Source organism: Streptomyces apricus (assembly GCF_008369065.1).
Classification (GTDB): Bacteria; Actinomycetota; Actinomycetes; order Streptomycetales; family Streptomycetaceae; genus Streptomyces; species Streptomyces apricus.
Genome location: NZ_VDFC01000050.1, coordinates 48,346 through 71,803, shown reverse-complemented (window position 1 = coordinate 71,803; position 23,458 = coordinate 48,346). Strand labels below are relative to the sequence as shown.

The following is a 23,458-nucleotide window of genomic DNA, read 5'->3' as shown; positions in this document are numbered from 1 at the left end:
GTCCGACGTTGACAGTGACGGGGACTGCGACAGGTGTTCGGTCACGGCCGGCTCAGAACGTGCCGAGCTTGATGATCGACAGCAGCGCGATCAGCTGGATCGCCGACGCGCCCAGGGCCTTGGGCCAGGGCAGGTCGTGCGACTTGCCGACCATCAGCGTGAAGAGCGCGCCGGCCGCCACCCAGGTCGCCCAGCCGAGGATGCGCACGAAGGGCGCGTCGCCGCTCGCGAACATCGCGACGACCAGGCGCGGTGCGTCCGTGATCGACATGATCAGCATGGAGAGGCCGACCGTGGGCTGCCAGGCGCCGTCGCCGCCGAGCTGGCGGGCGAGGGTGTGCGTGACGACGCCCAGGATGAAGGCGCTGAGCACGATCGCGACGGCCGTCGTCAGGACGATGGGCACCGCGTTGGAGAGCGTGGCGTTGATGGCGTCCGCGCGGGCGCCGTCGAAGCCGAAGACGGCCAGCAGGCCGTAGAGGAACGTCACGACGAGGGCGGGGCCCCACATCGTGTAGTCGCGCATCTGCAGGAAGGTCTGGTTGGGGCGCATGACGACGCCGCTCAGCAGTTCCTTCCAGTGCAGCTTGGGGCCGACCGGGGGCGCGGGGGTCTGGCCCGCGCGGTAGGTGCCGCCCTGGTTGTACGGGTCCTCGTCGATGGAGAACGCCGTGGTGTGGCCCGGCTGGTTGGCCGCGTACGGGTCGTGGCCCTGCGGCCGGCCGCCCTGCGGGTGGTGGCCCGGGTCGCCGAAGTACTCCGGCTCGTCGTGCCCGCCGCCCTGCGGGTGCCCGTTCCCCTGGGGCCACTGCTGCGGTCCGTTGCCGCCGCCGTACCCGCCACCGCCTCCGCCGTACGGGGGCTGCTGCGGGTGTCCCCCGGGCGCGGGGGGATAGCCGTAGGACGGGCCGCCCCGGGGGGCCTGCTGTCCGTAAGGCTGCTGCCGCTGTTGTTGCGGAGGCGCCTGCTGCGTGCGGTTGTCCCGGCCGCGTCCGATCCTGAATCCAGCCACGTAATCGAACGTACCTGGTCCCGCAGAGTCACGGGCCGGGCCCGGGGTCCCGGGCCCGGCTTTGCTGCCGACCTGTGACATCCCCTAAGGGGCGAACCCCGCGATTTCTACCGGCTGCTCAGGGTTGTGCCGTAGGCGAGCGCGCTCGTCGGGGCGGGCAGGCCGAGCCGGGCGGGCGTCAGCGCGTACGAGCCGTCGGCGACCGCGCGCGGGAAGGCCCACAGCGCACCGGACCCGGCGTTCTCGCCCGGTGCGCCGACCACCAGGTCCTGCTTGCCGTCGTGGTCGTAGTCGCCGCTCGCCACCGCGGCGCCGAAGGCGTCCCCCGCCTCCGCCGCCCCCGGCACGCGCGGGGTGCCCTGGTTGTACGCGACGGCGTGGCCCTCGCCGAACGCGTCGACGAGCCCGTCCTCCGTGCCGAACACCAGGGTGGTCGCGCCTGCCGCCGCCCGGGTGCCGATGGCCTCGCCGGGGGCGCCCACCAGCACGTCGTCGCGGCCGTCACCATTGGCGTCGGTGACGGCGAGGGCCGCGCCGAAGCGGTCCCCGGACTCGGCGCGGCCCGGTACGCCGACCGTGTCCTGGTTCAGGGTCTGCCGGCGGAACCCGAAGGAGCCGTCCGAGCCGGTGCCGTAGTGGACGTGCAGGCCGCCGCCGTACGCGTACTCCTGCGGGCCGCACGGGTCGTCGATGTTCTCGTCGGCGATCTCCCGGCACTCGCCGAGGAGCAGGTCGTCGTGGCCGTCGCCGTCGAAGTCGCCGGCGGCGAGGGCGGAGATCCCGGCGTTGTCGGTGTTCCACACGTTGCCCAGGGCCTCGTCCACCGCCTCCCACGCCCAGATCCGTACGTGCGACTGGGTGAACGGGTCGTTCGTCCAGTACCCCACCGCCAGGTCCGCCGCGCCGTCGCCGGTGAAGTCGCCGGTGGCCAGGGCCGGGGCGCGGCCGCCCATGGGGGCGGTGACGACGGTGGCGGCGAGGCCGTCCGCGGTGCGCAGCACGACCTTGTCCTTGCCGCCGACCACGATGTCGCGGCCGCCGTCGCCGGTCAGGTCGGCCGCGGCGACCGACAGCCCGTACGCGGCCGAGGCGGCGGGGCCGGTGGTGACGTTGGCGCCGGGACGCGTGCCGCTCCTCGCGCCGCCGACGACGGTGACCACGCCGGCGTCGGTGCCGCGCCCGGTGATGTCCTCGCCGGGGGCGCCGACGAGCAGCTCCGCGATGCCGTCGCCGCTCAGGTCCTCCAGCACCACGGCGGCGCCGAAGCGGTCGCCCTTCTCCGGGGTGCCGGGCACCTCGGGGTTGGCCTGGGTGACGCGTATGCCGCCATGGGCGCCGACGCCCCTCTTCCCGCCCCACAGGACGTTGACGTACCCGGCTCTCGCCTTGCCGTCGACGGTTCCCTCGGGGACTCCGACGGCGAGGTCCGCGTAGCCGTCGCCGTTGAAGTCGCTGGTGGAGGGGGAGGGCCGGACGGCCGCGTGCGGGGCGGCCGCGGCGACCGGGGTGAGGGTGAGGGCCGTGGCCGCCGCCGCGGTGACGGTGGCGGCGAGGGTGGCGTACGTCCGTGTGCGCACGGGGGCTCCAGGGGTCGGGTGGCCGGATCGGGGCGGTTCCGTCCGGTTCACCTGTGTGACATCTGGAGTAGGTGCGGGGTTGTGCCGGGGCGTGCCTCGTGTGCGCCTGGTCGCGCCCCGCGGCGCGACGGGACGGGGAAGCCGGTCACGCACGGCCTTCGGCGCCCCGCAGGAACACTCCCGCACGCGCTGCAGCCGCGGCGGCCCCGGCGGCCCGGTCCGCGGCGGCTTCGTCCAGGCCGTCGCCGCTGGTCAGCAGGCGGTAGTAGAGGGGAGCGGAGACGGCACGGATCACCTCGTGGGCATCGGTGCCCTCGGGCAGCTCGCCCCGGTCGACGGCCTGTTGAACGCAGGGTGCCCACTCCTCGACACGGATGTCGTAGAAGCGGTGCAGGGCCTCGGCGGCCTTCGCCTCGCAGGTGGCGGCGGCGATCACCGCCTTGAACAGCGCCCCTTGCCGCGGGTCGGCCAAGGTGCGCTGCACGAGCCGGGCGTTGGCCTTGAGATCACCGAGCAGCGAGCCGGTCTCGGTGCGCGGCAAGGACTGCTCGGCCATGTCCACCAGCAGATCGGCCACCAGACCGGTCACCGTTCCCCAGCGGCGGTAGACGGTGGTCTTGCCCACCTCGGCCCGGCGCGCGATGTCGGCGAGGTCCAGATGGGCGAAGCCGTGCTCCGCCAGGGCGTCCCCGGCCGCCTGCAGCACCGCCGACCGCACCCGCGCCGTGCGCCCTCCAGGACGGACGGTCCCCGGATCCGCACCCTCAAAACCCATAACGGGACTCCAGTTTCGTTAATCGCTCGCGCCTGCTACGTTGAGGCTCCACACTAACGGAACTCCAAGCCCATTAGTCAGGTGCGGGCGGCGAGAGAGGAACAGTCATGGAATACAGGCGGCTGGGCGCATCCGGCCTCAAGGTCCCCGCACTGAGCTTCGGCGCCGGCACCTTCGGCGGTCAGGGACCGCTGTTCGGCGCCTGGGGCACCACCGACGCGCACGAAGCACGCCGGCTCGTGGACATCTGCCTCGACGCCGGGGTCACCATGTTCGACACCGCCGACGTCTACTCCGGCGGGGCCTCCGAAGAGGTGCTGGGCGAAGCGATCAAAGGCCGCAGGGACCGGGTGATCGTATCCACCAAGGCCGGCCTGCCGATGGGCGACGGCCCGGGCGATGCGGGCTCCTCCCGTTCGCGCCTGATCACCGCGTGCGAGGACGCCCTGCGCCGGCTCGGCACCGACCACATCGACCTGTTCCAGCTGCACGCCTTCGATGCCGGCACGCCGATCGAGGAAGTCCTGTCCACGCTCGACGACCTCGTACGAGCAGGGAAGGTCCGCTACCTCGGCGTCTCCAACTTCTCCGGCTGGCAGGCGATGAAGTCCCTCGCGACCGCGGAGAGGTACGGCCACCCGCGCTATGTCGCCCATCAGGTCTACTACTCCCTCGTCGGCCGGGACTACGAATGGGAGCTGATGCCCCTCGGGCTCGATCAGGGCCTCGGAGCTCTCGTCTGGAGCCCCCTCGGCTGGGGACGGCTCACCGGCAAAATCCGCCGCGGCCGGCCGCTACCGGCCGACAGCCGACTGCACCGCACCGCGGACTACGGCCCGCCGGTCCAGGACGACCACCTTTACCGCGTGGTCGACGCCCTCGACGAGGTCGCGCAGGAGACCGGCAGGAGCGTTCCGCAGATCGCCATCAACTGGCTGTTGCAGCGACCGACCGTCTCCTCCGTCATCATCGGCGCCCGCGACGAGCACCAGCTCCGCCAGAACCTCGGTGCCGTCGGCTGGACGCTCACGCCCGAGCAGATGGCGAAACTCGATGCGGCGAGCGGCAGGACGGCGCCCTACCCGTACTTCCCGTACCAGCGTCAGGAAGGCTTCGCCCGCCTCAACCCACCGGCTGTCGCGCCTCCGACCGCTGCATGACCTCCACGTCGAGCAGCCGAATACGCGAGGTGCCGGTGCGATGCCCCTTCAGGGGGCGCCGAGTTCGCACCAGACGTACTTGCCGCCGTCGCCGTTGACCCGGAACCAGCCCCAGTCGTCGGCGTACGCGTGCACGAGGTGCAGGCCCCTGCCCGCCTCCGACCCGCCGTCCGGCGGCTTGGCCGCGGGCGGGGTCGGGTCCGTGTCCCAGGCGCCGAGGCGCAGGGTGGGCCCCGACCGCCTGAGCTTGAGGGCGGCGGGCCCCTCGGTGTGCCGGACGGCGTTCCCGAGCAGCTCGGAGGCGAGCAGCTCCGCCGGTTCGACGAGGGTGGGGAGGTGGTGGCTGGTCAGGATGTCCCGGAGGGCCCGGCGGCAGATGCCCACGGCTCGGGGGTCGTGGGGGATGTGGAGGGTGTACTCCCAGGGCGTGGGCATGGGCGTGCAGCGGGCGTCCCGCCGGAAGCGGGCACCGCCCGCTGCACGGTGTTCCCCGCACCGCCGGTGCGGGACGCCGTGCTGCCGGGACCGACCCCCGTACCGCCTGCCCCGGCAGCACGGCTGCTCGAACCGGCCGCCGTACCGCCACCGCTCACCGGCCGGACGGGTCCGGCCGCGGCGGTACCGCCCGCCGGGGCCCGCTGGACGTCGACCGCCCCGGCGGAGGGCGCACCCGCTCCGGGCCGGGCGGAACGCGGCGCCGCGGGCCCGGATGCCGGCGACGCGGAACCGGCCGCCGCCGAACCCGACGACACGGATCCGGAAGGCGCCGGCCCTGTCGCAGCAGACCCGGACGACACGGAACCGGACGGCGCGGGTCCCGAGGACGCAGGCCCCGAAGGTGCGGGTCCCGAAGGCGCCGGACCCGTCACAGCAGACCCGGACGACACGGGACCCGACGGCGCGGCACCCGAGGATGCAGGTCCCGAGGACGCGGGACCCGAAGGTGCCGTCCTCGAACGTGCCGGACCCGCCGGAGCAGACCCGGACGACACAGCACCCGACGGCGCGGCACCCGAGGACGCAGGTCCCGGCGACGCGGGAGCCGACGGCGACGTCAACGGTGCCGGGCCCGACGACACCGGCCCGGACGGCGCGGAAGCTGGCGGCGCCGCGGGCCTCGACGGCGCGGGACCCGGCGACGTCGGCGCCGGGCCGCCGCCGTCCGACGCCCTCGGCGCCCCGGTTCGGGCCACCGGCAGAGACCGCTGGACGGCGGCGGGCGTGGCGGTCGCCCTGGTCAGCGGATTCTGCCGGTGGGGCCTGGGAGGTGCGGGGGTCACCCGGGGCCCCCGCGGGCGCGACGCCGTGACCGTCCGGGGCGCCCGCTGCACCGGCCGGACGTCACCGGACGCGCCGCCGGACGCGGCACCCGACACGGCGTCGGGCGCGGCCTCGGACGGCTCGGCCGAGGCCACCGGCAGGACCCGCGCGGGCGGTTCGAGACCGGGCACGGGCCCGGCCGACGTGGTGAGCGCGTTCCTGATCAGCCCGCCCGGCGCCCCGTCCAGGACGGCGTGGGAGAGGGTCCCGGTGAAGGACGGGTTCTGCCAGGTGCTCAGCCGTCCGCCGAACCCGGAGTCCGCGACACCGGGCCGCCCCACGGCGGCCCGCTGGATCGGCGGCAGCCCCGTCCAGCCGACCACGGGCACCGGAGCGGAACTACCGCCTCCGGAACCCGGGTTCACCTCGGAAGCCGGTGCCGGCACGGATGCCGACGCCGATTCAGGCGTCGACGTAGACACCGGCGTCGCCGCCGTACCGCCCCTCAGTCGGTCCAGGAACCCCACCGATCAGCCCTCCGCCCCGCCCCGGGTCACCAGGGACGCGATCTGTTCCGTGTAGCGGCGGCGGTCCTGGTGTTCGAGGTCCAGGATCGTCTCCAGGCTCCAGTGGAAGTGATAGGCGACGTACGCGATCTCCTCGTGCAGCCGGTCGGTCGCGTACGTCACGATTCCCCCAGGCGGCTCCCGCCGAGTTCGACCTCGAAGGGCTCCGAGCAGTGCGGGCACTCCACGGCGGCGCGGGTGTGGCCCTCGGCGTTGACCTGCCGGTAGAAGTCCTGCAGGAAGGCGAGATCGGAGGCGAACATGTTCTCCACGATCCCGTCGTGCACCATCGCCAGCGTGCCGAGGCGGGTGATGACCCGGCCCAGCAGGACCACCGACAGGTAGGCGGGGTTCTCCTGGACGCGGACGTCCCGCAGCGGGATCAGCTCGTCCCGCGCGGTGGCCAGACGCATCACACCGTCCTTGTGCACCGTCCCCGAGTCGTCCACGTAGCCGCGCGGCAACTCGAAGGGGAACTCCGTGCGCAGCGGCTGTGCGACCGGCGCGGGAGCGGGGGCCGGGGCCGGAGCGGCGGCGGGCGCCGGAGCAGGGTTCTGCTCCGGCGCCGCCACCGGTTCCGGCGCCGGTGCGGGCGCGACCGGGTGCGCGCCCGCCCTGGCAGCCGTACGGCGCATTACTCGATGACCAGTTCTTCGAAGACGATGGTCACGGTCTCGGTGAGCGCCTGGGCCTCGCCGGCCTTGAGCGCACTCGCGTCGATCTTGGAACACCAGGCGTTGCGCATGTTGTACCGCTTCACCGGGTTGTTCTGGTAATCCATCATGATGATCGACGCGTTCTTGCGGGCCGTGCTCATCTGGCCCGTGATCGAGTCGTTGATCCAGGTCGTGAAGGCCGGGGACTGGGTCATGCCGCGCACCACGGTGCACTGCCCGTCCTTCTGGACGCCGGGCATCAGGCTGACCTCGGGGCGGCCCTGCGCCGAGTTCGACAGGTGCTTGATGACGTCCTGTTCGATGCTCAGGCCGTTGACCTCGGCGAGGTACTCGACCATCACGCCGTCGATCTGGAGACCGAAATTATGTGAAGTAAGGGCGTCACCCGGGCTGAGACTCATCTGTTCTCTGTCCTTCTGAGGGTCCGTGCTGGAGGTCTTGCTGGGGGGTCTTGGCTATGACGTGCGCGGGGAGCGGGCCGGGGCCTACTCCTCCAGCTCGCCGCTGCCGCTGGAGAACTGCGCCAGCCGGAAGATGACGAACTCGGCGGGCTTGACCGGCGCGATGCCGATCTCGCAGATCACGCGGCCGAGGTCGACCGACTCCGGGGTGTTGGTCTCCTCGTCGCACTTGACGTAGAACGCCTCCTCCGGCCGCTGGCCGAAGAGCGCGCCGCTGCGCCACTCGTTGACGAGGAACGCCGAGACGTTGCGCCGGATCCGCGCCCACAGGTTGTGGTCGTTCGGCTCGAACACCACCCACTGGGTGCCGAGCAGGATCGACTCCTCCAGGTAGTTGAAGTACCGGCGGACGTTCAGGTAGCGCCAGGCCGGGTCCGAGGACATGGTGCGGGCGCCCCAGACGCGGATGCCGCGGCCCGGGAAGGCGCGGATGCAGTTGACGCCGATGGGGTTGAGCAGGTCCTGCTCGCCGCGGGTGATCTGCAGCTCCAGGTCCACCGCGCCGCGCACGACCTCGTTGGCGGGCGCCTTGTGCACACCGCGCTCGAAGTCGTTGCGGGCCCAGATGCCGGCGACGTGGCCGCTCGGCGGGGTCAGCCGGGACTGGCCGCTCGCCGGGTCGAAGACCTTGACCCAGGGGTAGTACAGGGCCGCGTACTTGGAGTCGTAGCCGGCGGTCTCCTGGCGCCAGACGCGGATCTCGCGGGCGTTGAGGCCCGGCGGCGGGTCGATGACGGCGACGCGGTCGCCCATCAGCTCGCAGTGCGCGATCAGGCCGAGCTGGACGGCCTTCACGGCCTCCAGGTCGATCGCGCCGCGCTGGTAGGCGGCCATCAGGTCGGGGACGGCGACCATGGAGATCTCGTCCACGGCCTCCAGGCCGCCGAAGCCGGTGCGGTCGGCGGAGTCGCCGAGGTACTGGGCGGGGCCGGGGTGCGCGTCGTCCGAACCGGCCGGCACGGCGGGCGCGTTGCCCGTCTTGGGCGCGGCCAGGGCCACGGTCTGGTTCTCCGGGCGGACCAGCTGCCCGGCGGGCGCCGCCTCCTGCACGGTGATGAGCTTGGAGCGCTCCTTCACCTGCGTGACGACGTAGTTGCGGCCGCCCTTCTTGGCGGTCACGTCGAAGGTCTCGACGGGCTTGTCGCCGTCCTTGACGATCAGCTTGAAGCGCTCGGCGGGGCCCTCGCCCTCGGGGTCGGCGACCTCGACGCTGAGCGAGCCGCCCGCGACCGCGGTCACGCTGAAGGTGCCGAGCTGCTTGGGCTCGCCCGCCGGGAGCGCGGCCGGGGCCGCGGAGCCGCCGAGGGCCGACGCGGCGCCGTTGCCGGACACGCCGTTGTCGGACGCGCCCTCGGGGCTGCCGCCGACCCGGACGACGTACGCGGCGCTGCCGCCGTTGTTGAAGAACCCGTACACCGAGTGCGCGAGGTAGAAACCGTCGGTGAAGGCACCGAAGGCCGCGACGTACTGGGACCAGTTGGTCACCAGGGTCGGCTGGTTCAGCGGTCCGGTCGGGGCGAGCCCGACGAAGGCCGCCACCGACGTGCCCACTCCCTCGATGGGACGCGAGCCGCTGGCCACCTCCTCGACGTATACGCCGGGCGACAGGTAGGACGGCATGCTCTGCTCTCCTCGGGGTACGAGACAGGTCTACTGCGAGCTTCACGCGCGCGAGCGCTCGTTGAAACGTCCCGCGGTACCTGATCGGGGGCAAAATGCCTGCCCGCAAGGGCAGCACGACGCTTCCGCGTGCCCCCCTAACCGGCCTTCCTGCCCCCACGGCTGCCCGTACTGCTCTCCCCGCGCGGGGCTCCTTCCGGTAGAGCTGGAGGATCAGTCGTGGAGGGGAACGGCATGCGCGCGCAGGAGGTCCAGGCCGAGAAGGCCCGGGGTGATCAGGTCAGGGGCCGCCCGGCGACGGTGAACCGGGGCACCACCGCGGACCGGATCCTGGCGCTGCAGAGCGAGGCCGGCAACGCGGCGGTGACACAGGCCGTGCAGCGTGCACTCGACTCCACGTCCGGGACCGAGGACGTGAGCGCGGCGCACACTGCCGGCACCGGAGGCGTGAGCGCGGGGCACGCTTCCGGCGGGCACGCGATCCAGCGCGCGGTGTGGACGTTCAACGGCAGCACCAGGACGCAGCACGTCATGGGGCAGAACTCGGGCGTGTGGTTCGACGAGAACGGCCAGAGCAGGACCACCGCCGAACTGCAGATCGACTCCACCTCCCTGCAGCACGGCGACAAGTACGACGACGTCACCCGGCAACTGCACAGCAGTGGAGCCGTCGCCGTCTCCAAGCGCGGGACCATCCCCGACCACAAGTACCCGCAGCGCGAGACCAGGACCCGCAAGGCGGTGGTCGAGGCGCAGCAGAAGATGGCCACCGCGCTGGCCCTGCTGAACGCCGCGGGCGGCGCACCGGGCGGTGCGCTGCTGCAGGCACTGAGGTCCGCGTTCCCGCTGTTCCAGACGGCGACCCCGCAGCAGATCGGGGAGCTCCTGCCGAGGATCTCCGAGGTGCTGCGGCGCGTACAGGCGGGCCTGAACTCACAGGGCGCGCAGATCGCCCTGGTCGGCGAGGCCTCGATACTCGACCCGTCGGCCCGGTCGGCGAACGCGTCCGGCGCGGCGGGCTGGGTCGATTCGAGCACCAAGGACGTTGCGGCCCGGCTGAGGCCGGGCTACATGAAGAGCGAAGAGCTGCCCTCCATGGACTCGGGGCGCACCGGCCCGATCAACCTCCGGGAGGAGGGCGAGGTGGCCTGGTACGTCATCCACGAGGCCACGCACCGGTTCGCCGGAACGCTGGACTACCAGTACAGCTCCTACGACCACGAGTTGGCGGAGGACGCCGCGCAGGCGGGCCTGGCGACGGTCCTCGATCCCGCCACCGCCGCCGCGCAGGACGCCGCGATGCTCGGCAGGCGCGCCGTCCGCGATCCGTCCACCTACACGGGCCAGAACGAGACGCAGCGTCCGAAGCGGCAGGAGAACTGGTACGCCATGGGCCGCCGCGCGCTGATGAACGCCGACTCCTACGCGCACTTCGTCATGACGGCGACCGGCTCGCCGATTCCCAGGAGCTGACGGCCCCTCCTGCGGGCCGTTCGGGCAACACGGCGTGCACTCGGGCCCGCTGCACGAGTCCCGTCCGGGGGCTAGCGTCCGTATGTGAGCCTTTGGACCTCTCTGGAACCCGCCTCCGCGACCGTGGACCCGGGTGGCAGTACGACGGTGCGGCTGCGTCTGCGCAACACCGGTGACGTCGTGGACGAGTACCGCTTCGAGGCGGTCGGTGATCTGGCGCCCTGGACGGTCGTGGAGCCGCAGGTGCTGCGGCTCTATCCCGGCACCACGGGCTCGGTGGACCTGACCTTCGCGCCGCCGCGTACGCCGGACGCGACGGCGGGGCCGAATCCGTACGCGGTGCGGATCACGCCGACCGAGCATCCGGAGGCGACCACGGTTCCGGAGGGGAATCTGACGATCACTCCGTTCACGGAGGTGCGGGCGGAGTTGGTGCCGCCGACGGTCAAGGGGCGGTTCCGCGGGCGTCCCAAGCTCGCGGTGGACAACCTCGGCAACACGAAGCTGACCGCCTCGATCGGCGCCAGCGACAACGGCGATCAGTTGTCGTACGACATCCATCCGTCCAATGTGCAGATCGAGCCGGGGCGAGCGGCGTTCGTGAAGACGACGCTGAAGCCGAGGCAGATCATCTGGTTCGGCTCGAAGGAGGACCGGCCGTACACGCTGGCCGTGCAGCGCTCCGGAGTGGCGCCGCTGGATGTGGAAGGGATGTATGTCCAGCGGGGGTTCCTGCCGCGCTGGCTGGCCACCTTCCTGGGTGTGTTCGTGGCGTTGGCGATCACGTTCGTGATGCTGTGGATCGCCTACCAGCCCAAGGTCACCAGCGCCGCCAAGGAGAAGCTCCAGGAAGCCGGCGTCAGCACGCTGGCACCCTCTCCGTCGCCGACCCCGGAGGCGCCGAAGGCCCCGAAGGCTCCGTCCGTCGAGCCGGTGGCCTCCCAGCCCGCCGCCCCGGAGGCCTCCGGCGACGGCGGCGGAGGGGCGGGGGACGCGCAGCCGAAACCGAAGCCCAAGCCGAAACCCAAGAGCGTGGTGCCGGCGACCAACATCCTGCTGCGCAACACGACCACCAAGATGTGCGCCGAACTCCCGGGGCGCGGCAAGGGCGAATCGGGCGGCCGCGTCCAGCAGGCCACCTGCACCGAGAAGACCGAGGACGACAACCAGCTCTGGAACCTGGAGGTGCGCTACCCGAAGCTGGGCCCCGGCGGCACCGCCCTCTTCCAGATCCGCAACGTCAAGGACCAGCTCTGCATGGACCTGCCGGACTACGGTGCCAAGCCGATCAGGACCGGGATCTACGAGTTCGCCTGCGACGGCACCACCGCCGACAACCAGCTGTGGTGGATCGACAAGCAGGACAGCGGCGCCTACTGGATCCGCAACTACGCCAGCAACAACAAGTGCCTGGACGTCGCCGGGTTCAGCACCGGCGGCGTCGACACGAACCTGACGCTCTACAACTGCTCCAACAGCGACGACCAGGAGTGGCTGATCGTCCACCCTTCCGAGGACTGAGGCCCCGGGCACCCGTGCCGCCTCTTCGGGCAGGCGCTGTGCCCCGGGGCTTCCTGCCCCGGCACCACCGGAAGGTTTAGCGTCCGGGGAGTGAGCCTTTGGACCTCCCTGGAACCCGCCTCCGCGACTGTGGACCCGGGTGGCAGTACGACCGTGCGGCTGCGTCTGCGCAACACCGGTGACGTCGTCGACGAGTACCGCTTCGAGGCGGTCGGTGATCTGGCGCCCTGGACGGTCGTGGAGCCGCAGGTCCTGCGGCTGTACCCGGGGACGACGGGTTCGGTGGACCTGACGTTCGCGCCGCCGCGTACGCCCGACGCGACGGCAGGGCCGAACCCGTACGCGGTGCGGATCACGCCGACCGAGCACCCGGAAGCGACCACCGTCCCCGAAGGCAACCTGACGATCACTCCGTTCACCGAGGTGCGCGCTGAGTTGGTGCCGCCGACGGTCAAGGGGCGGTTCCGGGGGCGTCCCAAGCTCGCGGTGGACAATCTCGGCAACACGAAGCTGACCGCCTCGATCGGTGGCAGCGACAACGGCGATCAGTTGTCGTACGACATCCATCCCTCCAACGTGCAGATCGAGCCGGGCCGCGCGGCGTTCGTGAAGACGACGCTGAAGCCGAGGCAGATCATCTGGTTCGGTTCGAAGGAGGACCGGCCCTACACGCTGGCCGTGCAGCGCTCCGGAGTGGCGCCGCTGGATGTGCAGGGGACGTACGTCCAGCGGGGCTTCCTGCCGCGCTGGCTGGCCACCTTCCTGGGTGTGTTCGTGGCATTGGCGATCACGTTCGTGATGCTGTGGATCGCCTACCAGCCCAAGGTCACCAGCGCCGCCAAGGAGAAGCTCCAGGAAGCCGGCATCAGCACGCTGCCGCCCAGCAGTCCCAGCGCGTCGCCCCCCGCACCGCCCACTCCCACCGCCGCCGTCACGACGCCTCCGGCCCCCGCTCCGACGCAGGCCGCGGGTGCCGGGGGCGGCGGCTCGGCGGGCGGCGGCGAGGAGAAGGAGACCAAGGCCCCCGAGCGGACCGCGGCCACCGCCGTCCAGCAGCTGGCCGCGGAGGACCCGGGTGGACGGCACATCTGCTACCGCGCCTATGTGAAGGGCAAGGGCTGGACGGAGGCCGTCTGCGACGGCGAGACGGCCGGCACGGTGGGCGAGAACACCCCGCTCAAGGCCCTCAACATCGCGGTGTCCGGCGCGAAGGGCACGGCGGGCGCCGCCTTCGTCCACGACCCGGGGTCGACCAACGGGCAGGGCCACTACAACGCGCCGTGGTCGGGTGTCGCCGACGGCATCGACAACTACATCGGCAGCACCAAGAAGGACGCGCCGGACCTGCTGGGCTTCACCATCAACGTCGACAACGGGGGCGGGGCCGTGTGCCAGACCGTGCACGTCCACGACGCGGCGTGGCTGGGGATGGGGTGCGACGACCCGGAGGCGGGGGAGCACTTCATCTTCGGGGGGACGCTGAACAACGACTTGTGGCTCGAAGCGGTGAAATTCACGGTGTGACTGCCGTCGGCCGCGGTCGGATTGGTTGTTCGTCGGCTGCGGGGCCGTGGGGGCTGGGCGCGCAGTTCCCCGCGCCCCTGGAGGGGCGCCCCCCGGGGCTGCTACCAGTTGCCCTCTCCCGGGACCAGGCGGCCTGCCTTGCGGTACTCCCGTTCGGCGCCCTCGCGCAGGTCCGCCGTCGTGACCGGGGCGCCGCGGCCCACGGCCGCGTAGGCGGCGGTGACGACGGCGCTGCGGATCGATCCACCGGCCAGTTCGAAGTCGCGGGCGACCGACGACGGGTCGATGTCGTCGGCGCACGGCACCGCGGCCAGGCTGTGCCGCCACAGCGCGAGGCGCTGTTCGGAGTCGGGGAACGGAAAGTCGATCACCAGGTCGAGGCGGCGGGTGAACGCCTCGTCGATGTTGGCGCGCAGGTTGGTGGTGAGCAGCGCGATGCCGTCGAAGGACTCCAGGCGCTGCAGCAGGTAGGCGCTCTCCATGTTGGCGTACTTGTCGTGGGAGTCCTTGACCTCGGAGCGCTTGCCGAAGACGGCGTCCGCCTCGTCGAAGAGCAGGACCGCGTCCGTGCGGTCGGCCTCGGTGAAGATCCGCTCCAGGTTCTTCTCGGTCTCGCCCACGTACTTGTCGACGATCGAGGAGAGCTGCACCACGTAGAGGTCCAGGCCCAGTTCGGCGGCGACGACCTCCGCCGACAGGGTCTTGCCGGTGCCGGACTCGCCCGCGAAGAGCCCGAGGACACCGCGGCCCCGGCCGCCGCCGGCGCTCAGCCGCCAGTCGCCGAGGACCTGGTCGCGGTGGCGGGCCCGCAGGGCCAGTTCGTGCAACTGCACCAGGGGCTTGTCGGGCAGCACGAGGTCCTGCCAGCCCACGTCCGGCCTGATCCGGCGGGCATGCTGTTCGAGCCCCGAGGCGGACTGCTGCCGGGCGCCGAGCCGCAGGTGCGCGGCGGTCACCGGGGTGCCGTCGAAGCCCGCGAGGTCCTCGGCGGCGTGCGCGGCGCGCAGGATGCGGTCGCCGCCGAGCCGGTAGGGGGCCACGACGGCTGCGAGGTCGAAGTCCGGCTCCTGCCGCAGGGCGGCCGACCAGGCCTCCACCGCGCCCGCCCGCTGCCGGGGCGCGTCCAGGACCAGCGGGTCGCGCTCGCACCACTGGGGGTCGTACGGCCGCGACCCGGTGAGCAGCACGGGCACGCCCGCGTCCGCCAGCTTCCGCAGGAACGGGCCGGGCTGCTCCGGCAGGGCGGAGGCGACGATCGCGGCGCCGCGCAGCCTGGCCTCGCGCAGGAGCTCCGGTACGCGGTCCTCGGGGCCCGTGTAGTGCAGGGCCTGGAAGCCGACGGTCCGCAGGGCGGCGGCGGCACCGGCGAGTCCGTCGCCCTCGCGGTGTTCGCGCAGGTAGACGACGAGGGGCTCGGCGGCCAGCCGGTCGGCGAGCTTGGCGCTGAACGTGTCGTCGTGCGACCCGGGCGCCGTCGCGAGCGGATGGACGTGGCCGGTGAGCGCGGGGTCGAGGGTGTCGTCGCCGAGCAGATGGGCGACGAGCCGGTCGGGCACGCGCAACGACCGGCTGAGGAAGGGCCGTTCGGGGTCCTCGACGTCGAGCAGGCCGAGCGCGGTGAGCGGCGCGGAGGGGTGGAACCGGGCCCGCGCCCACGCGAGGTGCACGGGCAGCCCGCACAGGTCGAGGGCGAGCCCGGTGCTCGCCCTGCGCCGGCTGACGTCGTCGTTGAGGTACCCGTACAGCGGCTCGAAGGAGCGGTCCAGGTCGGGGGCGAGGGCGATGAGCAGGATCCGCAGGTCCAGCTCGGGGAGCCCGAGCCGCATCGCGAGCAGCTCCAGCCGGTCGGCCGGGGCCGCGCGGCCGGCGTCCCGCTCCCCGCCGTCCTCGCTGTCCTCGCTGTCCTGGCCGTCCTCGCGGTCGCCGTGGTCCTCGTGGTCCCTGTCACCCTCGTGGTCCTCGTCGTCCTCGAAGGCGGACGTGTACGGGGCCGTCCTGGGCACCAGCAGGTGCCGTACCGCCTCGTCGGAGAGGTAGAGGCCGCGCAGCGGGTCGCCGGCCGTGGGGTCGCCGGTGCCGCGCTCCTCGACCAGTTCGGCCACGCGGTCGCGCAGTCGGGACAGCCGCAGGAGGAGCGCGTCGGTCATGCCTGACGTACGGGGGGCGTGGGTGGTCACTTCTTCCGTTCTCCGGTGCTCTTGTCTCCGGCGCTCTTGCCCGCGGTGGTCCCGCGCCTGCCGGCGGCGGGCGAGGACTTGAGGTGCCGGGGCAGGTGCGCGCGTTCCTCCGAGCCCTCCAGCGTGCCGTCCGTGCCGCGTACGCGCACGACCGCGCCCTCGGTGACCGGGGGACCGGCGTCGTACTCGGGAAAGGCCGGGAAGGGCACGGTGACCACGAGGTCCAGCGACGGCTTCAGCTCGCCGCCCAGGGCCGACCAGATCTCGGCGAGGGACCGCGACTCGGTGTGCAGCCCGGCCACCGTCAGCGGCACGGAGAGCCCCAGTGCGCCGAGGGAGCCCGACAGTTCGGACGGGGCCAGCAGCTCGCGGGGCAGCAGGGTCGCCAGGACCGCGGAGAGCAGTCGGTGTTCGTCCTGGGGCTGCTTGGTCCAGGCGGTGACCAGGTACGACAGCCGGAACCAGCGCGGCGGCTGACGGCGGCGCACCACGATGTCGCGCTCGTCGCGCACGGAGACCTGGCCGCGCTGACGCCGGGAGACGTCCTCGCGGATGTCGTACAGGTAGGCGTTGACGGAGGGCGCGTTGCGCCGGGCCGCCCAGTCGCGGGTCGGGGCGTCGAAGGAGATGTCGATGCCGGAGCCGGCCAGCGCACCGCCTCCGAGCAGCCGCTTGAGGACCTCGTCCACCTCGTGGATCACCGTCGTGCTCCCGCCCTGCCGTGCCGTGCCCTGCTGTGACGTGCTCTACCGTGCCGTGCCGCGCTCTGTCGCCGCCGCCGGATGCCGGTGCCGGCTGCGGGACGCCTGCTGTCCCGCGGCGGCGCCGGAACCGCTGCCGTCACCGATCGTGCCTTCGCAGCCGTCGTCCCCGCAGGCACGCCGGGGACGACGGCCGGGCAGACACCGCTGCCCGAGGGGCCGTTCGGACTGCCCGTTCGATCAGATGTAGCCTTCGCGGAGCGCGTGCGCCACGGCATGGGCCCGGTTGCGCAGATGCAGCCGGGTGGTGAGCCCGTGCATCACGTTCTTGACGGTCCGTTCGGAGTAGGACAGCTTGCTGGCGATCTCCCCGGTGTCGAGCCCCTCGGCGACGAGCCTCAGTACGTCCACCTCACGCGGTGCGAGTCCCGAGGCGGGGGCACCGGGATGGCTGCTCGCCGTGCGGTGCAGCGAACCGACCTGGCTGAAGAGCCGGCCGAGCAGGTCGGCGGGCAGGTCGCCGTCCCCGCGGGAGGCCGCGACGACGGCCTGCACCAGGCGGTGCGCGGTGGCCTCGTGGCGCCACACGATGGCGCCGACCCCGCACTCGATGACGTCCAGGAGCTCGGTCTCGCGGATCACGCTCACGACCAGCACGGCCCGGGCGCCCTCGCTGCGCACCAGTCTGCGCAGCCGGGAGAGCGCGGCCTCGTCCAGCGTCTCACTGATCAGCAGGGCGACGGTGTCCGGACCGGTCTCGGTCTCCTCGCGGAGGTCGATCACCGCGTGCTGCCGCAGTTGGCTGAGCGCTCCTTCACGGGTGATCGGATCCGAGGCGTGGACCGCCACCGGTATTCGGGACTCGGGCTCTGCCGTGCCCGGAGCCGTGGTCCCAAACGAGCTGCGCAACGGACTCCCCTATGTTCACGAGCCCGTCACCTCTGTGGCGTCCGTGACAGGCATGCATTCACCACACTTCTGGGGCGTACGGGGTCGGCGCAATCGTGGACGACCACGAGACGCACCACGAGGTTTGCCGCCGTCCGGGGGATGTATCAGTGATGACAGTGGGTCAAGTCACGGGAGGGGTCACGCAACGAGGGGCATCGGTTCCACCGTCCCACACAGTGGGCCGCACCACGGCCGCGAGGGAGGCAGGGATGTACCTACCACTGCTTGAGCGCCGGGAAACCCTGGAGCTGGTCGCCGCCGAGGCGCGGCGCGCCCGCGCCGGGACCGGGCGGCTCGTCCTGCTGCGGGGTGCCACGGGTACGGGCCGCACCGCGCTCCTCGAAGCCGCCACCGGGCAGGCCGAGGCGGCGGGGATGCGGGTGCTGCGGGCCCGCTGCTCGCCCGACGACCGGGAGGTCCCCTTCTCGACGGTCAGGCAACTCCTTTCGCCGTCCGCGGAGTTCACGCACAGCCACGAGGTGCCGGACGAACGCGGCCGGGGCGCCTGGCTGTGGCGGCTGCTGCGCTCGTTCACGACCGGGGCGCCGCTCCTGGTCACCGTGGACGACGTCCACCTCGCGGACGAGGCCTCGCGGCGCTGGCTCGTGGACGCGGCCCGGCGGGTGGACCGATTACCTCTGCTGCTGCTGGTGACCGAGCGCAGCCAGTACGACGTCGACGCGCCGCCGGCCGGCCTCGCCCACGCGCTCTCGCCCGCGCTCGTGCGCACCCTCACCCTGGCTCCGCTGGGCGCCGGTTCCCTCGCGGAGCTGGTCCGCGCCGACTTCGGCGCGGTCCCGCGGACCTGGGTGGAGGACTGCGTACGGGCGAGCGCGGGCAGTCCGCTGCTGCTGCGGGCCCTGCTGGACGACCTGCACGGGACGCTGCCCGCGACGGTCCCGCACACCTGCGCCGCGCTCTATCCGGGCGCGTACCAGGCGGCGGTCACGTGGTGGCTGGACAACGCGGGTCCCTCGACGCGGGAGGTGGCCCGGGCGCTGGCCGCACTGGAGGACGACTTGGCACACCGTCCGGTCCGGACGCCGTCCGAGCGGCCGAACGAGAACGGACACGCCGGCCCGGCGCTCCGCCACAACGGCGTGCCGCCGTCCGGCCATGACGACGGACCGGCGCCCCGTCACAACGGCGTGCCCGCACAACGGGACGCCGCGCGGCCCGCTGCCGCCGGGACCCGTCCCGCCGGGCCCCGGGAGGACACTCCTGCCGGGCCCCTGACGGACCCCGCCCCCCACTGGCAGGACCGAGCGGACCACGCAGGCCAGCCGGACCACGCAGGTCAGCCGGACTACGCCGGTCAGCCGGACCAGCTGGGTCGGCCGGGCGCGCCGGTCCACGACGGGCAGGCCCGCGACGGGCAGGCCCACGACGGGCAGGCCCACGACGGCCACCCCGGATCCGGCCACGGTGCCCGGCCGGATCCGGAGTGGCCGGGCCCGTGGGACCGCCCGTGGAGCCGACCGGGTGCTCCGGGCCACCCCGGGGACGGTCCCCGTCCGGCCGCCCCCGGCCCCGGCGGGTGTGCCGGCGACGACCCGGCGGCTCCGCCGGAGACCGAGACCGGTGCCGACGGGCTCGCCGAGTTGCTCGGTGAGGTCGCCGACGTGGACTCCGCGCGGGTCGGCGGGTGGCTCACCGCCATGACGCGGCTCGGGGTCCTGCGGGCCGGGGCCGACGGACGGCACCGGTACGCCCACCCGCTGCTGCGGGACGCGGTGCTCAGCGGCTGGCCCGTCGCCCGGCGGCGGGCCGCGCACCGCACCGCCGCCGCGGTCATGCTCCGGCGCGGCGAACGCGCCGAGACCGTCGCCGGCCAGCTGCTGCGCACCGACGCCGTCGGCGAGCCCTGGGCCACCGGCGTCCTGCTGGACGCCGCCGCCGTCGCCGTCCATGACGCCCGCCCCGCCGACGCCCTGCCCTACCTGCGCCGGGCCCTGGACGAACCGCTGCCCGACGACCACCGGCAACGGCTCCTCACCGAGCTCGGCTCGCTGGAGTACGTKACCGTCCGCGCGTCGGCCGGCATACCGCGCCTGGCCGAGGCGGTCCGCCTGCCCGGCGTCCCGCAGGACCGCGTGCGCGCCGCGGTCGCCCTCGGCACCGCGCTGGCCGGCCGCGGCGAGGCCCGCGCCGCGATCGACGTCCTGCGCTCGCTCGACCCCCAGCTGACGGCCCACCCCGACCTGGCCCGTACGGTGCACATCGCCTCGGCGCTGCTCTCCGACCACGACCAGGAGGCCCGCCAGGAGGTCTACCGCCGGCTGCGCGAGAGCGCCGCCCGCTCACCGGGCCTGGTCGGCACCGCGGGCCGGGCCCTGCTCGTGCGGTACGAAGCGTCCGCGGGCCTGATCTCGGCGGACACCGCCATGGAACGCGTACGCGCTCTCCTCGCGGAACCCGTCGACCCGCTCGCGGAGCCCTATCTGCTGGGCACGGCCGCCGCCGTCGCCCAGTGGGCCGACGAGCTGGAGGAGGCCGAACGGCTCGTCGAGCGCGGCCTCACCCACCAGCGGCCCTCCCTGCTGCACCCGATGCACCGCGCCCTGCTGAACGTACGGGCCGACATCGCCGCGGCCCGCGGCGACTACGCGCGCCTGCTCACCGGCCCCGACGCCCACCGCCCGAACGGCTCGCGCCCGGGGCCGGCCAACGGCCGGGCCCACGCGGTGATCGCGCTGGTCGAGACCGGCCGGCTGCCGGAGGCCGTCCGGCTCGCGGGCGCCGTCGACCTGGGCGAGGCCCAGGAGTCCTGGGAGCTGAACCGGTTCCTGTACGCGCGCGGCGTGCTCCGGGCCGCCACCGGCGACCGGGCGGGCGCGCTGGACGACTTCACCGAGTGCGGGCGCCGCCAGTCGGCCCGTGACGTGCTGAGCCCGGTCGTCACGCCCTGGCGGACGGCCGCGGCGGAGTGCCACCTGGCGCTCGGCCGCCCCCGCGAGGCGCTCGAACTCGCCGCGGAGGAACTGCGGCTGGCCGAGGTGTGGAACACCCCGCGCCCGGTGGGCCGCGCCCTGCGGGTGCTCGGCACGGCGACCGGCGGGCGCCGCGGCCTGGACCTCACGGACCGGGCCGTACGCCTCCTGCGGGACGCCTCCGTCGAACCGGAACTGATCCCCGCCCTGATCGCACGGGGCCGCCTGCTGACCGGGGCCGGGGAGCGGGCCCGCGCCCGCGACTGCCTGCGGGAGGCGGCCGAACGCGCGGAGCGGCTGGGCGCCGTCCGGCTGCGGACCGAGGCCGAGGAGGCCCTGCGCGAGAGCGGCGCCCGCCGCACCGCGGCGCTCACCGGCTCGGACGCGCTCACCGCCAGCGAGCGCCGTATCGCCGGGCTGGCCGCGGGCGGCCGCACGAACACGGAGATCGCGGACCTGCTGCMCCTCGCCCGCCGCACCGTCGAGACCCATCTGACCAGCACGTACAAGAAGCTGGGCATCCGCAGACGGACCGAACTACCGACCGCCCTCGACCGCCGCCAGGACACATGAGGACCCGCGCGACATCGCTTTGCGGCGCCCCGGGCCCCTAAGGGGCGCGGGGAACTGCGCGCTCGGCCCCCACCGGCGGTGAGCCAAAACGAAACGAGTGGCCCCCCACCGTTTCCCGGCGGGGGGCCACTCGCTCCGGCCCGTTACTTGACCGGCTCCGGCTGAGGCTCGTTCTCCGTCTCGGCCGTGCCCGCCGGCGGTTCGTCCGACGGGGTCTTGACGGAGTCGAGGAGCAGCTGGGCCACGTCCACGACCTGCACGGACTCCTTGGCCTTGCCGTCGTTCTTCTTGCCGTTGACCGAGTCGGTCAGCATGACGAGGCAGAACGGGCAGGCGGTCGACACGATGTCCGGGTCGAGGCTGAGTGCCTCGTCCACGCGCTCGTTGTTGATGCGCTTGCCGATCCGCTCCTCCATCCACATCCGCGCACCACCGGCGCCGCAGCAGAAGCCGCGTTCCTTGTGGCGGTGCATCTCCTGCTGGCGCAGGCCGGGGACGGCGGTCATGATCTCGCGCGGCGGCGTGTAGATCTTGTTGTGCCGGCCCAGGTAGCACGGGTCGTGGTAGGTGATGAGGCCCTCGACGGGGGTCACCGGGATCAGCTTGCCCTCGTCGATCAGGTGCTGGAGCAGCTGGGTGTGGTGGATGACCTCGTAGTCGCCGCCGAGCTGCGGGTACTCGTTGCCCAGGGTGTTGAGGCAGTGCGGGCAGGTGGCGACGATCTTCTTGGCCGCCTTGGGCTTCGCGGACTCCGGCAGGACCTTGCCGTCGTCGTCCATCTCCTCGCCGAAGGCGGCGTTGAGGGACATGACGTTCTCCATGCCGAGCTCCTGGAACAGGGGCTCGTTGCCCAGGCGGCGGGCGGAGTCACCGGTGCACTTCTCGTCGCCGCCCATGATGGCGAACTTGACGCCCGCCATGTGCAGCAGCTCGGCGAAGGCCTTGGTGGTCTTCTTGGCCCGGTCCTCCAGGGCGCCCGCGCAGCCGACCCAGTACAGGTACTCGACCTCGGTGAGGTCCTCGATGTCGCGGCCGACGACCGGGATCTCGAAGTCGACCTCCTTGGTCCACTCCAGGCGCTGCTTCTTCGCCAGCCCCCAGGGGTTGCCCTTCTTCTCCAGGTTCTTGAGCATGGTGCCCGCCTCGGACGGGAAGGCGCTCTCGATCATCACCTGGTAGCGGCGCATGTCGACGATGTGGTCGATGTGCTCGATGTCGACCGGGCACTGCTCGACGCAGGCGCCGCAGGTGGTGCAGGACCACAGGACGTCGGGGTCGATGACCCCGTTCTCCTCCAGGGTGCCGATCAGGGGCCGCTCGGCCTCCGCCAGCGCGGCGACGGGCACGTCCTTGAGCTGCTCGGCGGAGGCCTTCTCGGTCCCCTCCATGTCCTTGCCGCCGCCGGCCAGCAGGTAGGGGGCCTTGGCGTGCGCGTGGTCGCGCAGCGACATGATCAGCAGCTTCGGGGAGAGCGGCTTGCCGGTGTTCCAGGCGGGGCACTGCGACTGGCAGCGCCCGCACTCGGTGCAGGTGGAGAAGTCGAGCAGGCCCTTCCAGGAGAACTGCTCGACCTGGGAGACGCCGAAGACGTCGTCGTCGCCCGGGTCGGTGAAGTCGATCGGCTTGCCGCCGCTGGTCATCGGCTGCAGCGCGCCGAGCGCGGTGGAGCCGTCGGCGTTGCGCTTGAACCAGATGTTCGGGAAGGCCAGGAAGCGGTGCCAGGCCACGCCCATGTTGGTGTTGAGCGAGACGACGATCATCCACACGAAGGACGTGCCGATCTTGATCGTCGCGACCAGGTAGACCAGGTTCTGCAGCACGCCCGTGCTCAGGCCCTTGAAGGCCAGGACCAGCGGGTACGAGGCGAAGTAGCCCGCCTCGTAGTGCTCGACGTGGTGCAGGGCGCCCTCCAGGCCGCGCAGCACGTAGATGGCGAGGCCGATGGTGAGGATGACGTACTCGACGAAGTACGCCTGGCCCGACTTGGAGCCCGCGAAGCGGGACTTGCGGCCGGCCCGGGAGGGCAGGCTCAGCAGCCGGATCGCGATGAGCACGGCGATGCCCAGGACGGTCATCACGCCGATGAACTCGATGTACATCTCGAACGGCAGGAACCCGCCGATGACCGGCAGCACCCAGTCGGCCTGGAAGAGCTGGCCGAAGGCCTGGGCGAGGGTCGGCGGCAGCGTGAGGAAGCCGACGGCCACGAACCAGTGGGCGAAGCCGACGATGCCCCACCGGTTCATCCGGGTGTGGCCGAGGAACTCCTTCACCAGCGTCACGCTGCGCTGGTACGGGTTGTCGGTGCGCAGACCGGCGGGGACCGGCTGGCCGAGCTTGAAGTACCGGACGAACTGGCCGATGGCGCGTGCGATGAGCGCGACGCCGACCACGGTCAGGACCAGCGACACGATGATCGCGGCGAGTTGCATTTCGGGGCTCCTCGGGCCTGCGAGGTTCATTACTGAGCGGTAGCTTACGCAGTCCTACGAGACTACCC

The 23,458-nt window shown here is 72.7% G+C and carries 18 protein-coding genes; 6 read left to right on the top strand and 12 right to left on the bottom strand.

Annotated features, from left to right (window positions below; translation table 11 throughout):
* Positions 1 to 52: 52 nt before the first annotated feature.
* The 3 genes from FGF04_RS30590 to FGF04_RS30580 all read right to left on the bottom strand — a co-directional run bounded on the left by FGF04_RS30590 (position 53) and on the right by FGF04_RS30580 (position 3,364).
* Positions 53 to 1,093 (bottom strand): Yip1 family protein, encoded by a 1,041-nt coding sequence (locus FGF04_RS30590; protein WP_149514610.1) that lies wholly within the window; start codon positions 1,091 to 1,093, stop codon positions 53 to 55.
* A gap of 26 nt (positions 1,094 to 1,119) precedes the next feature.
* Positions 1,120 to 2,589 carry an FG-GAP-like repeat-containing protein gene (locus FGF04_RS30585; protein ID WP_149514609.1) on the bottom strand — a complete coding sequence of 490 codons (1,470 nt, stop codon included), beginning with the start codon at positions 2,587 to 2,589 and terminating at the stop codon, positions 1,120 to 1,122.
* A gap of 145 nt (positions 2,590 to 2,734) precedes the next feature.
* Complete coding sequence (locus tag FGF04_RS30580; RefSeq protein WP_149514608.1) at positions 2,735 to 3,364, bottom strand: TetR/AcrR family transcriptional regulator; 630 nt, start codon at positions 3,362 to 3,364, stop codon at positions 2,735 to 2,737.
* 107 nt (positions 3,365 to 3,471) lie between these two features.
* On the opposite strand from FGF04_RS30580, the gene FGF04_RS30575 reads away from it, so the two are divergent.
* The gene (locus FGF04_RS30575) at positions 3,472 to 4,524 is read left to right on the top strand and encodes an aldo/keto reductase (protein ID WP_149514607.1); all 1,053 of its coding nucleotides are present in this window, start codon (positions 3,472 to 3,474) and stop codon (positions 4,522 to 4,524) included.
* A 48-nt stretch (positions 4,525 to 4,572) separates the two neighbouring features.
* Here the strand turns inward: FGF04_RS30575 and FGF04_RS30570 are convergent, their stop codons facing one another.
* Positions 4,573 to 4,959 (bottom strand): ATP-binding protein, encoded by a 387-nt coding sequence (locus FGF04_RS30570; RefSeq protein ID WP_149514606.1) that lies wholly within the window; start codon positions 4,957 to 4,959, stop codon positions 4,573 to 4,575.
* 48 nt (positions 4,960 to 5,007) lie between these two features.
* Here FGF04_RS30570 and FGF04_RS30565 point away from each other — a divergent pair, with 48 nt between their 5' ends.
* A complete protein-coding gene (locus tag FGF04_RS30565; protein ID WP_149514605.1) occupies positions 5,008 to 6,366 on the top strand; it encodes a hypothetical protein in 1,359 nt (452 codons plus the stop codon).
* Here FGF04_RS30565 and FGF04_RS40285 read toward each other — a convergent pair.
* The 4 genes from FGF04_RS40285 to FGF04_RS30550 all read right to left on the bottom strand — a co-directional run bounded on the left by FGF04_RS40285 (position 6,315) and on the right by FGF04_RS30550 (position 9,108).
* On the bottom strand, positions 6,315 to 6,473 hold the full coding sequence (locus FGF04_RS40285) for a DUF6760 family protein (protein ID WP_188114298.1): 159 nt from the start codon (positions 6,471 to 6,473) through the stop codon (positions 6,315 to 6,317). The two genes, FGF04_RS30565 and FGF04_RS40285, sit on opposite strands and share 52 nt — an antisense overlap.
* A complete protein-coding gene (locus FGF04_RS30560; protein ID WP_149514604.1) occupies positions 6,470 to 6,985 on the bottom strand; it encodes a hypothetical protein in 516 nt (171 codons plus the stop codon). The genes FGF04_RS40285 and FGF04_RS30560 overlap by 4 nt, the downstream gene beginning before the upstream one ends.
* Positions 6,985 to 7,428 (bottom strand): phage tail protein, encoded by a 444-nt coding sequence (locus tag FGF04_RS30555; protein WP_107018041.1) that lies wholly within the window; start codon positions 7,426 to 7,428, stop codon positions 6,985 to 6,987. Before FGF04_RS30555 ends, FGF04_RS30560 begins: the two co-directional genes overlap by 1 nt.
* Positions 7,429 to 7,512: 84 nt before the next feature.
* The gene (locus FGF04_RS30550; protein WP_149514603.1) at positions 7,513 to 9,108 is read right to left on the bottom strand and encodes a phage tail sheath family protein; all 1,596 of its coding nucleotides are present in this window, start codon (positions 9,106 to 9,108) and stop codon (positions 7,513 to 7,515) included.
* 234 nt (positions 9,109 to 9,342) lie between these two features.
* On the opposite strand from FGF04_RS30550, the gene FGF04_RS30545 reads away from it, so the two are divergent.
* The 3 genes from FGF04_RS30545 to FGF04_RS30535 all read left to right on the top strand — a co-directional run bounded on the left by FGF04_RS30545 (position 9,343) and on the right by FGF04_RS30535 (position 13,626).
* Complete coding sequence (locus FGF04_RS30545) at positions 9,343 to 10,581, top strand: hypothetical protein (protein ID WP_149514602.1); 1,239 nt, start codon at positions 9,343 to 9,345, stop codon at positions 10,579 to 10,581.
* Between the two features lie 84 nt (positions 10,582 to 10,665).
* On the top strand, positions 10,666 to 12,102 hold the full coding sequence (locus FGF04_RS30540) for an RICIN domain-containing protein (protein ID WP_149514601.1): 1,437 nt from the start codon (positions 10,666 to 10,668) through the stop codon (positions 12,100 to 12,102).
* Positions 12,103 to 12,192: 90 nt separating this feature from the next.
* Complete coding sequence (locus FGF04_RS30535; RefSeq protein ID WP_149514600.1) at positions 12,193 to 13,626, top strand: hydrolase; 1,434 nt, start codon at positions 12,193 to 12,195, stop codon at positions 13,624 to 13,626.
* 101 nt (positions 13,627 to 13,727) lie between these two features.
* On the opposite strand, the gene FGF04_RS30530 is transcribed toward FGF04_RS30535, so the two are convergent.
* From FGF04_RS30530 to FGF04_RS30520, 3 genes are all read right to left on the bottom strand, one after another.
* A complete protein-coding gene (locus FGF04_RS30530; RefSeq protein ID WP_149514599.1) occupies positions 13,728 to 15,773 on the bottom strand; it encodes an ATP-binding protein in 2,046 nt (681 codons plus the stop codon).
* Positions 15,774 to 15,799: 26 nt separating this feature from the next.
* The gene (locus FGF04_RS30525) at positions 15,800 to 16,504 is read right to left on the bottom strand and encodes a DUF4255 domain-containing protein (protein WP_149514598.1); all 705 of its coding nucleotides are present in this window, start codon (positions 16,502 to 16,504) and stop codon (positions 15,800 to 15,802) included.
* Positions 16,505 to 16,744: 240 nt separating this feature from the next.
* Positions 16,745 to 17,413, bottom strand: coding sequence for a helix-turn-helix transcriptional regulator (locus tag FGF04_RS30520; RefSeq protein WP_149514597.1), 669 nt, complete (start codon positions 17,411 to 17,413; stop codon positions 16,745 to 16,747).
* A 251-nt stretch (positions 17,414 to 17,664) separates the two neighbouring features.
* Between FGF04_RS30520 and FGF04_RS30515 the strand changes: the two genes are divergently transcribed.
* On the top strand, positions 17,665 to 20,958 hold the full coding sequence (locus FGF04_RS30515) for an AAA family ATPase (protein WP_149514596.1): 3,294 nt from the start codon (positions 17,665 to 17,667) through the stop codon (positions 20,956 to 20,958).
* A gap of 143 nt (positions 20,959 to 21,101) precedes the next feature.
* On the opposite strand, the gene FGF04_RS30510 is transcribed toward FGF04_RS30515, so the two are convergent.
* Entirely contained in the window at positions 21,102 to 23,390 is a 2,289-nt protein-coding gene (locus tag FGF04_RS30510) for a (Fe-S)-binding protein (protein WP_149514595.1), read from the bottom strand.
* Between the last annotated feature and the right edge of the window lie 68 nt (positions 23,391 to 23,458).

Coding starts and splice junctions, on each gene's coding strand:
- FGF04_RS30530 (WP_149514599.1), bottom strand. CDS start 15,773: ATGACCGACGCGCTCCTCCTGCGGCTGTCCCGACTGCGCGACCGCGTG.
- FGF04_RS30575 (WP_149514607.1), top strand. CDS start 3,472: ATGGAATACAGGCGGCTGGGCGCATCCGGCCTCAAGGTCCCCGCACTG.
- FGF04_RS30555 (WP_107018041.1), bottom strand. CDS start 7,428: ATGAGTCTCAGCCCGGGTGACGCCCTTACTTCACATAATTTCGGTCTC.
- FGF04_RS30550 (WP_149514603.1), bottom strand. CDS start 9,108: ATGCCGTCCTACCTGTCGCCCGGCGTATACGTCGAGGAGGTGGCCAGC.
- FGF04_RS30545 (WP_149514602.1), top strand. CDS start 9,343: ATGCGCGCGCAGGAGGTCCAGGCCGAGAAGGCCCGGGGTGATCAGGTC.
- FGF04_RS30560 (WP_149514604.1), bottom strand. CDS start 6,985: ATGCGCCGTACGGCTGCCAGGGCGGGCGCGCACCCGGTCGCGCCCGCA.
- FGF04_RS30590 (WP_149514610.1), bottom strand. CDS start 1,093: ATGTCACAGGTCGGCAGCAAAGCCGGGCCCGGGACCCCGGGCCCGGCC.
- FGF04_RS30510 (WP_149514595.1), bottom strand. CDS start 23,390: ATGCAACTCGCCGCGATCATCGTGTCGCTGGTCCTGACCGTGGTCGGC.
- FGF04_RS30570 (WP_149514606.1), bottom strand. CDS start 4,959: ATGCCCACGCCCTGGGAGTACACCCTCCACATCCCCCACGACCCCCGA.
- FGF04_RS30580 (WP_149514608.1), bottom strand. CDS start 3,364: ATGGGTTTTGAGGGTGCGGATCCGGGGACCGTCCGTCCTGGAGGGCGC.